Source organism: Chitinophaga skermanii (assembly GCF_003259335.1).
Lineage (GTDB): Bacteria > Bacteroidota > Bacteroidia > Chitinophagales > Chitinophagaceae > Chitinophaga > Chitinophaga skermanii.
Map to the genome: position 1 here is coordinate 1 of NZ_QLLL01000011.1, position 16,047 is coordinate 16,047.

Consider the following 16,047-nt stretch of genomic DNA (forward strand, 5'->3'; position numbering starts at 1 on the left):
CGCCTAAATGAATCATCATAACTCGATTGACCACCCCCAAGACCTTTTAGTCCAAATAATTTGCTTCTTTTCATCATTTTTCATTTGTGGGTGTAAACTTTTTGCAGGACTAGACATTATAAAGCCATTTTGGTGCTGTTATAGATAGTTAGGATGAATGATTATTATAAGTGTTGTGCCATATATTGATATACTAAGAAAAGTACTTAAAACGTTTTTTCAGCTGTTTAAGCTTGTTTAAGCGTTGTTATTCAATTATATATATAGTGGTCCCGGCCGGTATTATGCGCTTTCATATCGCAGTCTTTACCGCGGAAACAAAAAACTTTACCATTTAACATTTTTTTTACTGTTTCATGGGGGATTTATCACCCTCGAAATGTATTTTTGTGTACAAAGTGTTCGTATTGTAAATGAAGAAGCTAATCTCCATAATCCTGTTTTCGCTGATTTGCGTTCAGCTCCTTCCAATTAAGGAGGTGGGGAAGCTTATTTTCAATAATCAAATCGTAGAGGAACACGTTGAAGGAGGATGCTCGGCCAAAAGCCCTATGAAGCTGGTGAAAGATGTTCACTTCTGCAATTCAGAGCAAAGTTCCTTCCTCGATCCCGGCTTTATTATTGAAACACGTGCTCTTCAATATTTTGAGCAGCTCCCCGCAAGTCCTATTAAGGAAATCCAAACGCCCCCTCCCAACTTTACAGTTGCAGCTTAATGCTTAACCATGTGCACACCATCTTACTCGTGCGCATCACTGTTTCTTTTTTAACTTATTACAAGACTATTACTACGGCTAGCCTGTACTAACCACAGTGGCTTTATACGTGTGCATTCGCGTTCGTGTAAGTGCTATTGATGATGTTGTGTACTACATGGCAGTGGTGACTGTCGTCATTACTTAATGTCTTTCAAAATGAGCATTAAAACATCTCCTTTTTCGAATATTAAAGGCGACCTATCTGCGGGCCTTGTTGTGTTCCTTATTGCTGTACCATTATGTTTGGGTATTGCCCTTGCGTCTGGCGCCCCTTTATTTTCGGGCATGATTGCCGGTATTGTTGGCGGTATTGTTATTGGTGCTTTCTCTGGTTCTAATCTTTCTGTGAGTGGCCCTGCTGCTGGTTTAACGGCCATTGTATTATCAGCTATTACACAACTAGGTGCATTCGATATATTCTTGATGGCGGTTGTAATTGGCGGTGCCTTACAATTGGCTTTCGGCTTCTTGAAAGCGGGTACGGTAGCAAATTACTTTCCATCGAACGTTATCACAGGTATGTTAACCGCTATTGGTATCATCATCATTTTAAAGCAAATACCACATGCTTTTGGTTATGATGCTGACTCTGAAGGTGACTTTGCATTCTTCCAAGTAGATGGAGAAAACTCTTTTACGGCATTATTATCGACGCTCAACCATATTGATATAGGCGCTACTTTGATCACGATCATATCGATTTTGATTATTCTTTACTGGGGTAAAATTCCTAAGGTAAAAGTAGTTCCAGCCGCGCTCGTAGCGGTATTAGCGGGCATCGGCATTAACGAACTTTTCGCTGCGATGGGTTCTTCTTTAGCCGTTTCATCCAAACACTTAGTAAGTTTGCCAATTGCAAGCAGTTTTAACGAGTTCCTCGGTCAGTTTACATTACCGAATTTCGGATCTCTCGCTAGCGGTGAAGTTTGGACCGTTGCCTTTACTATTGCGATCGTTGCATCCATTGAAACTTTGTTGAACGTAGAAGCGACTGATAAACTCGATCCATTGAAACGCTATACTTCTCCTAACAGGGAATTAAAAGCACAAGGTATCGGTAATATGGTAAGTGGTATGATTGGAGGTTTGCCTATTACTTCGGTAATTGTTCGTTCTTCTGCCAACATTAATGCCGGCGGTAGAACAAAGGCATCAACGATTACCCACGGTATTTTGTTATTAGTGTGTGCGGCTTTAATCCCGTCACTCTTAAATAAAATTCCTTTGGCAACATTAGCAGCTATCTTGTTAGTAACAGGGTACAAGCTTTGTAAGATCTCTGTCTTCAAACAAATGTTCCAAAAAGGTAAATACCAATGGGTACCATTTATGGTAACAGTAGTGGCTATTGTATTCACGAACTTATTATTGGGCGTGGCACTAGGTTTAGCAGTAAGCGTACTCGCTATTTTACGCGGTAACTTGAAAACACCTTATTTCTTCACAAAGTCACAAGAAGAAACTGGTGAATTAAAATTGGAATTAGCACAAGAAGTTTCTTTCCTTAATAAAGCGAACATCTTATTAACACTCGATCACCTACCAAATAACACAACGGTGATTCTCGATGCCAGCAAAACCAGCTATATCGACCAGGACGTGTTAGACATCATCCGTGAGTTTGCGCAAATAAAAGCCCCCCAAAAGCAAATCAAAGTGATCTTAACCGGCTTTAAAGACGTATATAAGATCACAAACACAGATCACATGTTCATCGACCAACATAATTTGTCGCATGATACAGTGACCAATGTTAAAACCGGTACTCACAAAGAGTTAATCAAGGAATTGACACTCAATTAATTAACCTTTTTTAAAATTATTTTATGCAAGCGTATAATAAAACAACACAAGGAAATTTAACACCAGACCAAGTATTGGAAGTATTGCAAGATGGTAACAAGCGTTTTGTAAACAACTTGCGTATCAACCGTAACCTTTTACAACAGGTGAACGAAACGAGAGATGGCCAGTGGCCAATTGCGGCGATTGTTAGCTGTATGGACTCTCGTACTTCTGCGGAATTGATTTTTGACCTTGGTTTAGGCGATATCTTCAGTATTCGCTTAGCGGGTAATGTTATTTCTGAATATGTGCTCGGCAGCTTGGAATATGCGTGCTCAGTTGCAGGATCTAAATTTATTGTAGTACTCGGACATACAAAATGCGGTGCCATTAAAGGTGCTTGCGATCACATCGAAATGGGTAACCTTACTGCTTTATTAAGCGAGATTACGCCTTCGGTTGCAGCTGAAAAAGAACACCAAGACAATCGTAATTCTACCAACGAATCATTCGTGGACGCAGTTGCAAATATCCACGTTGATCGTTCAGTAAAAACGATCATGGAAAGGAGTCCTATCTTAAAAGATTTAATTGAAAAAGGTACTATTGGTATTATCGGTGCGATGTACGACGTAGTAACCGGTCAAGTAAGTTTTTATAATCATACAATGATTATAAACCATCCAAAATCTGTAGCTATGGTTGCAGAGTAATAAGTGTTAAGAAGAAAGCAGGGCGGCTATTTTTGGCCGCCCTTATTTTTTATCTAATATCTTATTTGTTAGCATATTGCGTGCGCGAATGCGCTTATCCTACTATAGATACTTCTCTCCTTTATGGCGTTTTACCTCTGCCACGTATTCTTTGATTTGCTGTTCATTTCCTCTTTTACACACCATTAGTACATCGTTTGTATCGATGAGAATGAAGTCGTCGAGGCCTTGTAAAACGACTAGCTTATCGTTAGGAACACGTACCATGCAGTTGCGTGCATCGATTACCATTACGTTTTTACCCTGTACGGCATTGCCGAGGTAATCTTTTTCGAGGTTGCTATAGGCAGAAGACCAAGTACCGAGGTCGCTCCAACCGAAGTTGGAAGGGATAACGTATACGTTATCAGCCTTTTCCATTAAACCATAGTCGATGGAAATGTTGGTGCATTGGGTATATATTCTTTCGATTACTTCTTTTTCGCGGGGTGTATTGAAGACATCGCTGGCGGCTTCGAACATTTCTTCCAATTCGGGAAGGTGTTTTTTGAAGGCAGCCGTAATGGTTTTCACATTCCCGGCGAATATACCGGCGTTCCAAAGGAAGTCGCCGCTTTTGATGAAGGTTTTAGCGATTTCGAGATCGGGTTTCTCTGTAAAGGTTTTTACGGGGTACACGTTATCTGCGACTTGCTGGGTTTCGTATTGAATATAACCGTAGGCCGTGTCGGGGCGTGTAGGTTTAATACCAAACGTGAGCAAGGCGCTATGTTTACGTACGAATAACAGGGCATTCAAGCAGGTGGTGTTGAAGGCGAGGTTGTCAAGTACGAGGTGATCGGCGGGGGCACAGATTAAGTTTGCCTTTGGATCACGGGATTGAATTTTATGGGAGATATACGCAATACAAGGCGCAGTGTTCTTCCTGGAAGGTTCGGCCACAATATTGGCTTTTACCATGCCGGGTAACTGCTCCTCCACCAAACCGGTATACTGGTTATGGGTAATTACGTAAATATTTTCGGGTGGAATAAACTGGATAAATCGCTCGTAGGTCCACTGCAACAATGTTTTGCCGGTATTTAATACATCCAAGAATTGCTTGGGATAATCGGTTCGGCTGTATGGCCAAAACCGGCTTCCAATTCCGCCGGCCATAATGGCCACATAGAAATGATTGTTCATTGACGTCATTACAACTTAAATAATACCTTCCCTGATAAGGTCGTGTAAATGAATAATACCATCGTAAACTTCGCCATCCATTACTAAAAGTTGGGTAATATTATATTGCCTCATCTTTTCCAATGCATTGATAGCCAGCTCATTCTTCTGGATGGTTTTGGGTTTCGTCGACATAATGTCGGCCGCAAGCACATCTGCCGTATCTATCTCTTTCTCCAACATGCGTCTTAAATCCCCGTCCGTAATGATTCCTTCTAAATGTTTATGGTCGTCTACCACGGCTGTAACCCCCAACATTTTGGAAGAAATTTCAACAATTACTTCCTTGATGGTACTTTGTTTTCTTACTTGCGGGGCTTCATGCAATTTACTTAAGTCGCTCACTTTCAAATATAAGCGTTTACCTAAGGCCCCACCTGGGTGGAATTTTGCGAAGTCGGAAGCCGAAAATCCTTTCATTTCCATGAGACAAACAGCCACGGCGTCGCCCATTACCATTTGTGCAGTGGTACTGGAGGTAGGAGCGAGGTTGTTAGGACAAGCTTCCTGGCTTACGGTGGTGTTTAGGATGAAGTCGGCAGATTTAGCTAAGTAAGAATCAAGTTTGCCTACGATAGCGATTAATGTATTACCAAAATTTTTAACAAGCGGAACTAAAACTTTGATTTCGGGAGATTCTCCGGATTTGGAGATAATCATCACCACATCATTTGTTCTTATCATGCCGAGGTCGCCATGTATGGCATCGGCAGCATGCATAAAAAGGGCAGGGGTGCCCGTAGAGTTTAAAGTAGCTACGATTTTTTGCGCCACAATGGCACTTTTCCCGATACCAGCAATCACCACGCGGCCCGTGCATTCGGCCAGCAGCTTCACACATTGCTCGAAATCTTCGTTAATATATCCTTGCAGCGCACCAATGGCAGCTGCCTCTAATTGGATCGTTTTCAACGCTGTTGCTGAGATGTTTACATTCATCGTTTGTATCATGCGGAGCTACAAATTTATCATTTTTTAACTAAGTGAGACGATCATATAATTTATATTGAAGAACGCACTTTTTTAGTTAATTTCGTGTCCCCAAAAAAATTTAGACTATCAATTTTCAGTTTTATCCATCCATTTTGTTGATTTCGTCTGATTTTAGAATTAAACTTCATATGTGATGGCTGTTGCAAAGGTAAGTTTGTTGGATGCTTTACAAGAACATTTTGGGTTTGAAGCCTTTAAGGGTAACCAGGAGAAGATCATCAACAGTATTCTTGCTAAAAAAGATACGTTCGTGATTATGCCTACAGGTGGCGGGAAATCGCTCTGTTACCAGTTACCGGCGCTGATGAACCCAGGGTGTGCTTTAATTGTGTCCCCGCTCATTGCACTGATGAAAAACCAAGTGGATTTGGTTCGTTCATACAGTAGCAAAGACAACGTTGCGCACTTCTTGAACTCTACGCTTACAAAAGCGCAGATCAAAAAGGTGCGTACCGACCTATTATCCGGTAAAACCAAAATGCTCTATGTAGCACCGGAAACGCTCACCAAACAAGAGAATATCGATTTCTTCAAAGATCTCGAGATATCTTTTATTGCCGTAGATGAAGCTCACTGTATTTCCGAATGGGGTCACGACTTCCGCCCGGAATACCGTCGTTTGAAAGAAATGATTGACCAAATCAATCCCGATTTGCCAATTATTGCCCTTACAGCGACTGCTACCCCTAAAGTGCAAAGCGACATTGTTAAAAACTTGGAGCTGCGCATGCCCGAGGTCTTTATTTCTTCCTTCAACCGCCCTAACCTCTATTACGAGATCAGGCCAAAGCGAAAGAAAGAGCAGACCATCAAAGAAATCGTCAAATTTATTCACTCCCATAAAGGAAAGAGCGGTATTATTTATACCCTCAACCGCAAAACCACCGAAGAACTGGCCGATATGCTCGTTGCCAATGGTATTAAAGCCGTAGCGTACCACGCCGGACTAGATGCTACAACCCGTGCACAGCGCCAGGACATGTTCTTGCATGAAGAGGTGGAAGTAATTGTTGCTACCATTGCCTTCGGTATGGGTATCGACAAACCGGACGTTCGCTTCGTTATTCACTTCAACATTCCGAAAAGCTTGGAAAACTATTACCAAGAAACCGGTCGCGCCGGTAGGGATGGCCTAGAAGGTATTTGCGTGTGCTTCTATTCACATAAAGACGTGCAAAAACTCGAGCATTTGATGCGCGATAAGCCGTTAAGTGAACGTGAAATGGGTGCCCAACTTATCAACGAAACCGTGGCATATGCCGAAAGTGCCGTTTGTAGAAGGAAAGTGATCTTGCATTATTTCGGGGAAGGATTAGAGAAAGAGAACTGTGGTAATTGCGACAACTGCCGGAACCCGAAAGAGAAAATCGAGGTGAAGAACCGTGTTGTGATCGTTTTAAAGGCTATTAAAGAGCTGGAAGAACGATTTGGTAGCGAATACGTGGTGAATATTATCATGGGTGTAATTAACCCGCAAATCACCACCTTCAAACACGACAAGTTATCGGTATTTGGTGAGGGTAAAGAATTTGATGCACACTTCTGGAATTCGCTTATCCGCCAGATGATGTTGGAAGACTTGATTGAGAAGGACATTGAAGAATATGGCTTATTGAAAATCAAGGAGAAAGGACATGCATTCTTAAAGAAACCTTATTCTTTGATGGTGGCATTAAATCACCAGTTTGAAGAAGAAGCAGCAGAAGACGACGCGGAAGAAATTGCGGCGGAAGCCCAAATTTCGGCCGACCCTGTGTTGTTCGAGATGCTGAAAGAGCTTCGTAAGAAAGTAGCGAAAGAAAAGAATTTACCGCCGTTTGTGATCTTCTTGGAAACCTCCTTAGAAGACATGGCCACGCAATATCCAACGTCTATCCCTGAATTAGAAAAAATACAGGGTGTAAGTAAAGGAAAGGCGATTCGTTACGGAAAGCAGTTCTTAGACGTGATTTCGAAATACGTAGAAGATAACGACATTACGAAACCGGATGATTTCGTGATGAAGAGCGTGGTGAATAAAAGCGGTTTGAAAGTATTCATTATCCAGAATATCGATAAAAAGATACCACTCGAAACCATTGCTAAGAACAAGGAATTAACCATGAGTAAACTGCTCGACGAGATGGAAACCATCGTTGCGAGTGGTACTAAATTGAACCTTGACTATTGCTTGGATGAAGAACTGGACGACTATGCACAAGACGAGATTTTAGAGTATTTCAAAAACTGTGAAACATCGAGCTTGGCACTAGCCCGCGAAGAGCTGATTGAAAGTAATTACACCTTGGAACAATTGAAACTAATGCGTATCAAGTTCCTCGTAGTATACGGAAACTAACTTTTTATACCTGCTTATATGAGTATCGAATTGATACAGCGCAATATTGCGACTGTAAGAGAGGAAATCGTGCAACATGCACTGTACAACAAACTACAATCCCTCGATGATGTAAAATTGTTTATGGAGCACCACATTTTCGCGGTGTGGGATTTTATGTCGTTGCTGAAAGGACTACAACGCACGCTTACTTGCGTGGAGGTGCCTTGGGTACCGAAAGGCTCTCCTGATACCCGTTATTTCATCAACGAGATTGTAACGGGCGAGGAGAGTGATGTGGACCAAGATGGCAAGAGATGTAGTCATTTTGAGTTGTACTTGCGTGCCATGGAGCAAGCCGGTGCCGATACATCATCGATAAACGGGTTATTAGCCGATTTAAGCGCCGGAAAATCCATTTCCGAAGCAATAGCCGGCTCAAACCTTCCTGCGGCCGTAAAGGGCTTTTTAAGCTTTACTTTTGATGTAATTGCAAGCGGTAAGGCACACGTGATGGCAGCCGTGTTTACATTTGGTCGTGAAGACTTAATTCCTGATATGTTCCACGAGTTGGTAAAAGACTTGAATGAGAAGTTTCCTGGTAAATTGAATATTTTCAATTATTACTTGGAACGTCATATTGAAGTAGATGGCGATCATCATAGTATCCTTTCTATGCAGATGGTGAGCGAGCTTTGTGGCAATGATATTTCGTTGTGGGAAGAAGCGAGTACGTTTGCAGTAAAAAGTTTAGAGTGGCGCAAATCCTTATGGAGCGCGGTTTTAGAAGAAAGTTCTAAAAAATATTCAAAATAAATTTTGCAGTTTCAAAACTTTGCATACCTTTGCAATCCCTTACAGCACAAGGGAATGCGATGGTGGGATAGCTCAGTTGGTAGAGCAAAGGACTGAAAATCCTTGTGTCGCCGGTTCGATCCCGGCTCCTACCACCAGGAAAGAAAAGCTTCGAAGTAATACTTCGAAGCTTTTTTGTTTTTAGACCTTCTTATTTCAAGAACCAAGTTAGAATTCAGCAGTGTCGCCAGTGTTTTCAATTGGATAACCAATAAGGTTAATTAATCTCAATTTTAACTCTTCGCTATAATCCAATTCGTTTAATAGAGAATGTATTATTTCCCTCAAAAGCTCCTTATCGATAATGCTATCTGCAACTAACACCGCGATATTTTCCATTTCAATAAAAAATTTGTCTACGAACATATCCAGCCCATTAATTTCCAAAAAAAAGCCACCTAATGCTATAGAAGTTCTTTTATTTCCATCTCGAAAAGTGTGTCCTTTATTTATTTCGTATACTAGATGAGTAAGTTTATCTTCAAAACAGTTATAATAATCATCGTTTTGAATATGCACCAAAATACTTTCCAACCTTCCTAAATCGACAACACCTGGTAATCCACCAGAAACTTTTAATATAGTATCATGGGTTTGAATGGCATATTTTGCATTAATGTATAAGTATTCAGCCATTACCTATCTTTTAATCTTTTAAATACTTCTTTATTTTCTTCTATCCTCTCTTCCAATGATCTGCTCTTTTGACCTAAAAACTTTTCAAAATCTTCAGAGCTTACAGAATTGATATATAACTTAAGCTTTTCGTGCAAAGCATCTCTAAATACCATATCTCTACTAGCCATTAGGCTTCTTGCCTTTTCTCTTAATGGGTCGTAAATTGTATCTGTCAATTCTTCAAATTCTTTAAACAATTGGTGTGCTTCAGATAGACGAAGTTTTTCATTCTTTTTTTCAAATGCCTTTTTTAAATACGAAGCAAACCCACTCTCATAGCTTGAAACCAAGTCTAGAACTTCTGAATACATAGTGGATCGTGCACTATCCTTAGTACTTAAATTTAGTATTTGGCGATATTCTTTTGCATCTTCTTTGAAAATGCTCAAATAAATCCTATCGGTAAGCTGCGCATACTTAAACTTATTATCCCCAATGTATGCATCTAAAGCGTTGGTAAATTCTTGACGATATGTATACTCCCTTATAGCACTTGGTAAAAACTCCTCCTCACGCTGATTAATGTACTTTGTAGCCCCTCCTAATCGTTTGTTTAAAACATCTATTACTATATCAAGAACAGCTCCGCGCATTTCTCTTGCACGATCAGAGCCAGTTAATAACATACCAATATTCAAAAAAGCCTTATATGTAAATATCGCAGCGCTTGGGGCCCTTGGGCTAATAATTTCATTATCAATGCCTTCGGCGATGTCTCCGACATTAATGTCGGAGACATCGTTTATATAAGCCGCCTGTTCAAAAGCGATCCTAATATCCCTTAAACGGGGACCAACAAATACTTCATACCCGCTTTGCGTAAGCTCTTCATGGTAATTCTCAATAAGCCTTTCAATTGTTCTTACATCTACTTCAAAGTAATTCGCAATCTGTTGTTTAGTAAATCGATAACGTCCTTCAAACATAACTCCATAAAAACCTAGGTTTTTGTAAATTTCTTTAAGGGCGGCAGCATTATTTAATATATTTTTTCTGTCTATTTGTGAATTTGTTAAGTCTTTCATTATTAATTGAAATTCATTAAATTAAAACTAGAACTCAAACATGGAGTACGTTTATAATCTCACGTATTGTAAATGTAACTATCTTATTTTGTTTCTATCAATGCCGTTACATTTTCACTCCCTTTAACTATCTAATACCATTTTTGCCATAATGCAACGCTGCTATTTTCCTATCTTAGCTCCACGACCATACATTTTCACATGGCGGTTTTTCGAGGATGGACAGCGGTTTAGATATTGATCAAGCTACAATCACGGGCTTCTCCACGGGGGATGAAAAAGCGTTTCAGCAGGTGTTCGACTTGCTATTTCGCCCATTGTGTTTCTTTGCCGGTAAGTTTACAGGGCAAAAAGAAGAAGCAGAGGATGCCGTTAGCCAAGCCTTTCACAAACTTTGGATTCACCGTGCTGGATTTAATGCATTGCCGGCTATTCGAACTTTTCTCTATACAACGGTAAAAAACCACTGTTTAGACCTGCTTAAACACAAGGCGGTAGTAGACCATGCTCACCACAATATTCGAATTTCTCAATTGAACGCCGATTCCTTCGCCGAATCGCGCATGATGCAAGCACAGCTTCTCCAAGTTATTTTTGCCGAAATAGAGCACCTTCCTGCCCATTACAGGGATGTGTTAATGCTTAGCTTCGTCGAAGAATTAAGCGTGGCGGAAATTGCTGCCCGTATTAACAAATCAGAAAACCATGTTCGGGCCGATCGTTCGCGCGGCCTAGCTCTACTTCGTGCTTCCTTGAAAAACAAAAAATTACTCGAAGCAGCCCTGCTGCTTTGGACGCTCTACGAGCAAGGTTACTTCCATCGATAACAACCCTCTCAAATTTTTTTTTCACATGGCTGCTGCGTTTTTTCGCATCGGTCGTTTTTACTTTTATATGCAACCAAAATTCTCCTTCAACGAAGCGCTATACCAAGTGCTATACAAACATTGGTCGGGCCAACCACTCCTACCAGCAGAACAGGTCATGTTCGAAGCCTGGATAGCGGAGCCGGATAATGCAGCCGTTTGGGAAGAGTTGAATGATGAATTTTTATTACAACAACAGTTGAAGGAATGGCAATCGTACGATGCACAAGCTACTTGGCAGCAATTCTTACAACTACGCGACGAAGCAACGCCGGTTAAAAAACCTTTCATTAGCCGCCAATTGTTCCGCTGGAGTGCAGCTGCGGCTGTATTCGCGGGTATCGCCATTGGTTCATATGTCTACTTCCAACCAACATCTACACCAACAAACACCACGGTAACACAAGTAGCCGATGTACTACCTGGCAGCTCTAAAGCGATGTTGATTCTCGACGATGGCTCTACGATCGACCTCGACACGGCGCATAACCAAGTTATTCAACAAGGAAGCTCAGCAGCGCAACTACAAGGCGGCTCGCTTCACTATCAAAACAATGTAAACAGCCATACCATTGCTTACAATACACTTAAAACCCCGCGCGGCGGGCAGTTCCAATTAACATTGCCCGATGGCTCCCTGGTTTGGCTAAATGCAGCTTCTTCCATTCGCTTTCCCACTTCCTTCCAAAACGCGGAACGCGTAGTAGATGTAACGGGCGAAGTGTATTTCGAAGTAGCACAAAATGTGAATAAGCCGTTCAGGGTAAATGTAAATAAACAGGCAAGGGTAGAAGTATTGGGTACGTCATTCAATATCCACGCCTACGACGATGCCCCCAATATGCAAACCACGTTGTTGGCTGGTTCCGTGAAAGTTAGCGCTGGTGTACATACCGCCTTGTTGCGGCCGGGCCAACAAGCACAACTGGGGACAGGGAATATGCGTATCAACAAAAATGTGGATATCGCCAAGGTGATGGCTTGGAAGAATGGTTTATTCGATTTCCAAGATGCCAGCTTGCAAGATGTGATGTTGCAATTATCGCGATGGTATGATGTGGAAATCGAGTTTAGGGGTGCTATTCCTGCAACAGAATTCTGGGGGAAAATGGGCCGAAACTTAACATTAATGCAAGTATTAAAAGGCTTAGAGGGTAGTGGTGTACACTTTAAATTGGAAAATAATGGTAAGAAATTAATCGTGCTACCATCATAAAAACAAACCGCCCCGTCTGACCACAGGGCGGCGAATAGTTTAAGGCGATCGCTTTATTAATCAACCAAAAACCGTAACAAAAGTATGTTTTTTAAAACGCTTTGTGATCGGAACGAGCTTGTTATGCCCAAGCGAAAACAGTTCCGGCTTCCAACCAAAATTGAACGAGCCATGAGATTGACCACCTTCCTATTACTGGTTTGCTTGCATGTAACTGCCAACAGCGTTGCACAACAAATCACGTACAGTGGTAAACAGGTGCCATTGGAGAAAGTTTTTAGTGTGATTGAAAAACAAACGGGAAACGTTGTTTTCATCAACAAACAATTATTAAAAGAGGCTAAACCCGTTACGGTAAATGTAACAGCTATGCCACTTAAAAACTTCTTATCGCTCATTTTACAAGATCAACCGCTCGACTACTCTTTCGAGCAACAAACAATCTTCATTAAGAAAAAAAATCAACCAACCATTCAATTGTCCCAAGCGCCAGCGCCGTTTCCAGTTAGCGGGGTGGTACGCGATTCACTGGGCGGCTTCCTGGCTGGGGCTTCTATCCGTATTAAAAACTCCCATGTTTCTACCATCACGGATGTAAACGGGCAATTTGTATTGAATGCGAACAGCGGCGATATCCTCGTGATTTCCTACGTCGGTTTCAAAAACTACGAGTTCAAGGTGATCAATTCTATCCCCGTTATTATTACACTAAGCCGCGAAAGTACCAGCATTGGCGAAGTCGCTATTACGGTAAATACAGGTTACCAAAGTATTCCAAAGGAACGGGCTACAGGTGCTTTCTCTATTGTTACGAGTAAACAATTGGAAGGTAAGATTCGACCCGATTTAAAATCGGCTTTAGAAGGACAAGTAGCCGGTATGTTGCTCACCAACGACGGTAGCATTGAAGTGCGCGGTGTATCGACCTTCGTAGCCGAAAAAACACCGTTGATTATCGTGGATGGTTACCCAATTTCCGGCGGCTTAGAAACTTTGAATATCGACAATATTGAAAGCGTAACTGTACTAAAAGATGGTGTAGCTGCTTCTATTTACGGCGCTAGATCGTCGAACGGGGTGATTGTAGTAACCACGAAACATGGCAAGAAAGGTAACCTGAACGTGAGCTATAACGGTTCCTTCGGGGTAACGCAGAAACCAAACTTGTCGTACCTCCGTCGTACCAGTGCTAGCGATTACGTAGATGCTGAATTGGAATTATATGCCAGCAATCCTAATCAATACCTCAACGCTTATAACAACTACGGCTACCTTTCCCGCGTGATGTATTTGAAAGTAGCAGAGAGTTTAAATATTGTGAAGTCGGCCGATGTAGCATCCGAACTCGCACAACTTCGCAAAAACAACGGGTTACAACAATTAGAGGATTACCTCTTCCGCAACCAGCTCACACAACAACATAACATCAGCCTTTCTGGTGGATCAGACAAAAACCAAGTGTCGGCTTCCGCCAAGTTTATCAACAACCGCGGCAATGCTTTATACATGAAGGATAACCGTTTGATTATGGATGTGAAGAACGACTGGAAACCCACCAGCTTTTTGAATGTAAGACTGTGGACAAACATTAACTACAGCACTGCCGACGCCCCTTTACGTCCGATGAGCGATTTCCTTAGTTACCATTCATTATATCTTATTCACCCGTATGACAATGTGGTAGATCCCAATACCGGCGCTTACCAAAATATATACGCGGTAAATCCTCGCAAACAAGCCCGCTACGAAAATATGCCAGGGCTTAAACCGATGTACTACAACCCGCTGGCCGACCTAGGTAAGGAAATGTCGAACACGCAAAACTTCCAGTTCCGTATTGGTGGTAACATTAGCGCCAACCTAGCGAAAGGTTTAATTCTCGATGCAGGCGGTACTTGGACGCGTGGGAACTCTTTTACCCGCAATTTATACAGCAAGGAATCTTTCAGAATGCGCATGGGTTATAACGATGCTACTTCAGTTACCAATCCTGCCAAGCATTATATTCCAGATGGCGACATGCTAAACGAATCGCGCAATATTAACTACGCGTATACTTTCCGTTCACAATTAAATTACAACCGGTATTTCGGTAAACATAGCGTAATTGGCTTGGCCGGTTTCGAAGTATCGCGTGATGTGAGAGATTACAATACGCTACCTACACGCTTTGGATACAACAACCAAGCGGGTACATTCAATAACTTCAATTATGCCGATTACATCGCGGGTATTTATAACGCAGATATGTTAAGCTCTGCCGGTAAACCTACTGCTAGCATGGGCACTATGAGCTTTCGTGATAACCGTTATGTTTCCTACTACGCTAACGGCTCTTACGAGTACGATCAACGTTACCTCGTAAGTGGTAGCATTCGCTTGGATCAAACGAACTTCTTCGGTACCGACCCTCGTTATAGGCATAAACCATTATGGTCGATCGGGGCTACTTATAAATTATCGAACGAAAGTTTTTACCACGTCGATTGGTTGAACCGTTTGTACTTGCGTGCTTCTTATGGCGTGAATGGTAATATCTCGTTAGATGCAGGTCCGTTCTTGATTATTGCCCCGGGTAGCTTTTCTAATTTAACAGGCGATATTTCTTACTCCATTGCTTCGCCTCCAAATAAAAGCTTACGCTGGGAAAGAACGAATACCAACAACTTCGGTACCGACTTAACCATTTTCAAAAAGCTGAACATCAGCCTCGACTATTACTTCCGTAAAAGCCAAGAGTTGTTAGCTACTAGCCAAGTAGATCCAACTTTAGGTTACAGTTCACTGATCCGCAACGTAGGGCAGATTAACAATACCGGGCTTGAAGTGGCGCTAAGTGGTGAAGTGTATAGAAAAGGTAACTTCTCATGGAATGTATTAGGAACAATGGCTTACAATACGAATAGGGTAGTAACGTACGATGTGAATTATACGTCCCCGGTAGATGTAACCATGACTTCTGTTAACCGTGTTGGCTATCCTTCGAACGCTGTATTTAGTTATCGTTTCGCGGGATTAGATAACAACGGTTTAGCACAGTATTACACCGCCGATGGCAAGTTACAAAGCGGTGGCGGGGTAGGATTGAAAGACGTAGTTTATAACGGCACTTTCCGTCCTAAATACATGTATAGCTTAACGAACACATTGCGCTATAAGAACTGGGAAATGGCGTTTATGCTGTTGGCAAAAACAGGCCACGTAATGCGCCGTGCAGCTTACGCGGGTAACTCCATTCAGCTGGCCGACGTAGCGAAACGCTGGCGTAAACCGGGTGATGAAAAAACAACGATTTACCCTGTATTGAATGAATATGCATTCGATGCCTTCTACTTCCCACAAGCCGACATTTTCATTGAAAGCGCAAATTTCTTAAAGCTCCGCGATGCAAGTTTATCGTACAGCTTTAATAAAGCCTTCATGAAAAAATTGGGCATTAACAATGCCAGCGTAATGTTACAAGGTCGTAACCTATTACTTATAGCTGCCAACAAGGATAAACTTGATCCCGAAGCATATGAAATGGGCGCTTCTGATCCGTTGAATGCAGAATTGGGATTCACGCCAATGCGTCCAATGCCAGAGGTGTATATCGGTTTACGTGTTAATTTTTAATT

Annotated in this window: 12 protein-coding genes and 1 tRNA gene; 9 read left to right on the top strand and 4 right to left on the bottom strand. The window is 41.8% G+C overall.

Features of this window, described 5'->3' with window-relative positions:
* The first annotated feature begins 413 nt into the window (after positions 1 to 413).
* From LX64_RS22775 to LX64_RS22785, 3 genes are all read left to right on the top strand, one after another.
* Entirely contained in the window at positions 414 to 716 is a 303-nt protein-coding gene (locus LX64_RS22775; RefSeq protein ID WP_111600010.1) for a hypothetical protein, read from the top strand.
* A gap of 198 nt (positions 717 to 914) precedes the next feature.
* Positions 915 to 2,561: a SulP family inorganic anion transporter gene (locus LX64_RS22780; RefSeq protein ID WP_111600141.1), complete on the top strand. Its 1,647-nt coding sequence runs from the start codon at positions 915 to 917 to the stop codon at positions 2,559 to 2,561.
* A gap of 23 nt (positions 2,562 to 2,584) precedes the next feature.
* Positions 2,585 to 3,256, top strand: a complete 672-nt coding sequence (locus LX64_RS22785) for a carbonic anhydrase family protein (RefSeq protein WP_111600011.1) — start codon at positions 2,585 to 2,587, stop codon at positions 3,254 to 3,256.
* 102 nt (positions 3,257 to 3,358) lie between these two features.
* Here the strand turns inward: LX64_RS22785 and LX64_RS22790 are convergent, their stop codons facing one another.
* Positions 3,359 to 4,441, bottom strand: a complete 1,083-nt coding sequence (locus LX64_RS22790) for a mannose-1-phosphate guanylyltransferase (protein WP_170132831.1) — start codon at positions 4,439 to 4,441, stop codon at positions 3,359 to 3,361.
* A gap of 15 nt (positions 4,442 to 4,456) precedes the next feature.
* Positions 4,457 to 5,431, bottom strand: a complete 975-nt coding sequence (locus tag LX64_RS22795) for a KpsF/GutQ family sugar-phosphate isomerase (RefSeq protein ID WP_245952792.1) — start codon at positions 5,429 to 5,431, stop codon at positions 4,457 to 4,459.
* A gap of 175 nt (positions 5,432 to 5,606) precedes the next feature.
* Here LX64_RS22795 and recQ point away from each other — a divergent pair, with 175 nt between their 5' ends.
* The 3 genes from recQ (at position 5,607) to LX64_RS22810 (ending at position 8,743) form a co-directional block, all read left to right on the top strand.
* The gene (gene recQ, locus LX64_RS22800; RefSeq protein WP_111600013.1) at positions 5,607 to 7,811 is read left to right on the top strand and encodes a DNA helicase RecQ; all 2,205 of its coding nucleotides are present in this window, start codon (positions 5,607 to 5,609) and stop codon (positions 7,809 to 7,811) included.
* Between the two features lie 18 nt (positions 7,812 to 7,829).
* Positions 7,830 to 8,606 carry a DUF3050 domain-containing protein gene (locus tag LX64_RS22805; RefSeq protein WP_111600014.1) on the top strand — a complete coding sequence of 259 codons (777 nt, stop codon included), beginning with the start codon at positions 7,830 to 7,832 and terminating at the stop codon, positions 8,604 to 8,606.
* 61 nt (positions 8,607 to 8,667) lie between these two features.
* Positions 8,668 to 8,743 (top strand) — tRNA-Phe (locus LX64_RS22810).
* Positions 8,744 to 8,813: 70 nt separating this feature from the next.
* On the opposite strand, the gene LX64_RS22815 is transcribed toward LX64_RS22810, so the two are convergent.
* The gene (locus LX64_RS22815; protein ID WP_111600015.1) at positions 8,814 to 9,281 is read right to left on the bottom strand and encodes a type II toxin-antitoxin system death-on-curing family toxin; all 468 of its coding nucleotides are present in this window, start codon (positions 9,279 to 9,281) and stop codon (positions 8,814 to 8,816) included.
* Complete coding sequence (locus tag LX64_RS22820) at positions 9,281 to 10,348, bottom strand: hypothetical protein (protein ID WP_211324876.1); 1,068 nt, start codon at positions 10,346 to 10,348, stop codon at positions 9,281 to 9,283. Before LX64_RS22820 ends, LX64_RS22815 begins: the two co-directional genes overlap by 1 nt.
* A 218-nt stretch (positions 10,349 to 10,566) precedes the next feature.
* Between LX64_RS22820 and LX64_RS22825 the strand changes: the two genes are divergently transcribed.
* From LX64_RS22825 to LX64_RS22835, 3 genes are all read left to right on the top strand, one after another.
* On the top strand, positions 10,567 to 11,175 hold the full coding sequence (locus tag LX64_RS22825; protein ID WP_111600017.1) for an RNA polymerase sigma factor: 609 nt from the start codon (positions 10,567 to 10,569) through the stop codon (positions 11,173 to 11,175).
* Positions 11,176 to 11,242: 67 nt separating this feature from the next.
* Positions 11,243 to 12,430, top strand: a complete 1,188-nt coding sequence (locus tag LX64_RS22830; RefSeq protein ID WP_158538716.1) for a FecR family protein — start codon at positions 11,243 to 11,245, stop codon at positions 12,428 to 12,430.
* A 171-nt stretch (positions 12,431 to 12,601) separates the two neighbouring features.
* The gene (locus LX64_RS22835; protein WP_158538717.1) at positions 12,602 to 16,045 is read left to right on the top strand and encodes a SusC/RagA family TonB-linked outer membrane protein; all 3,444 of its coding nucleotides are present in this window, start codon (positions 12,602 to 12,604) and stop codon (positions 16,043 to 16,045) included.
* The last annotated feature ends 2 nt before the right edge of the window (positions 16,046 to 16,047 follow it).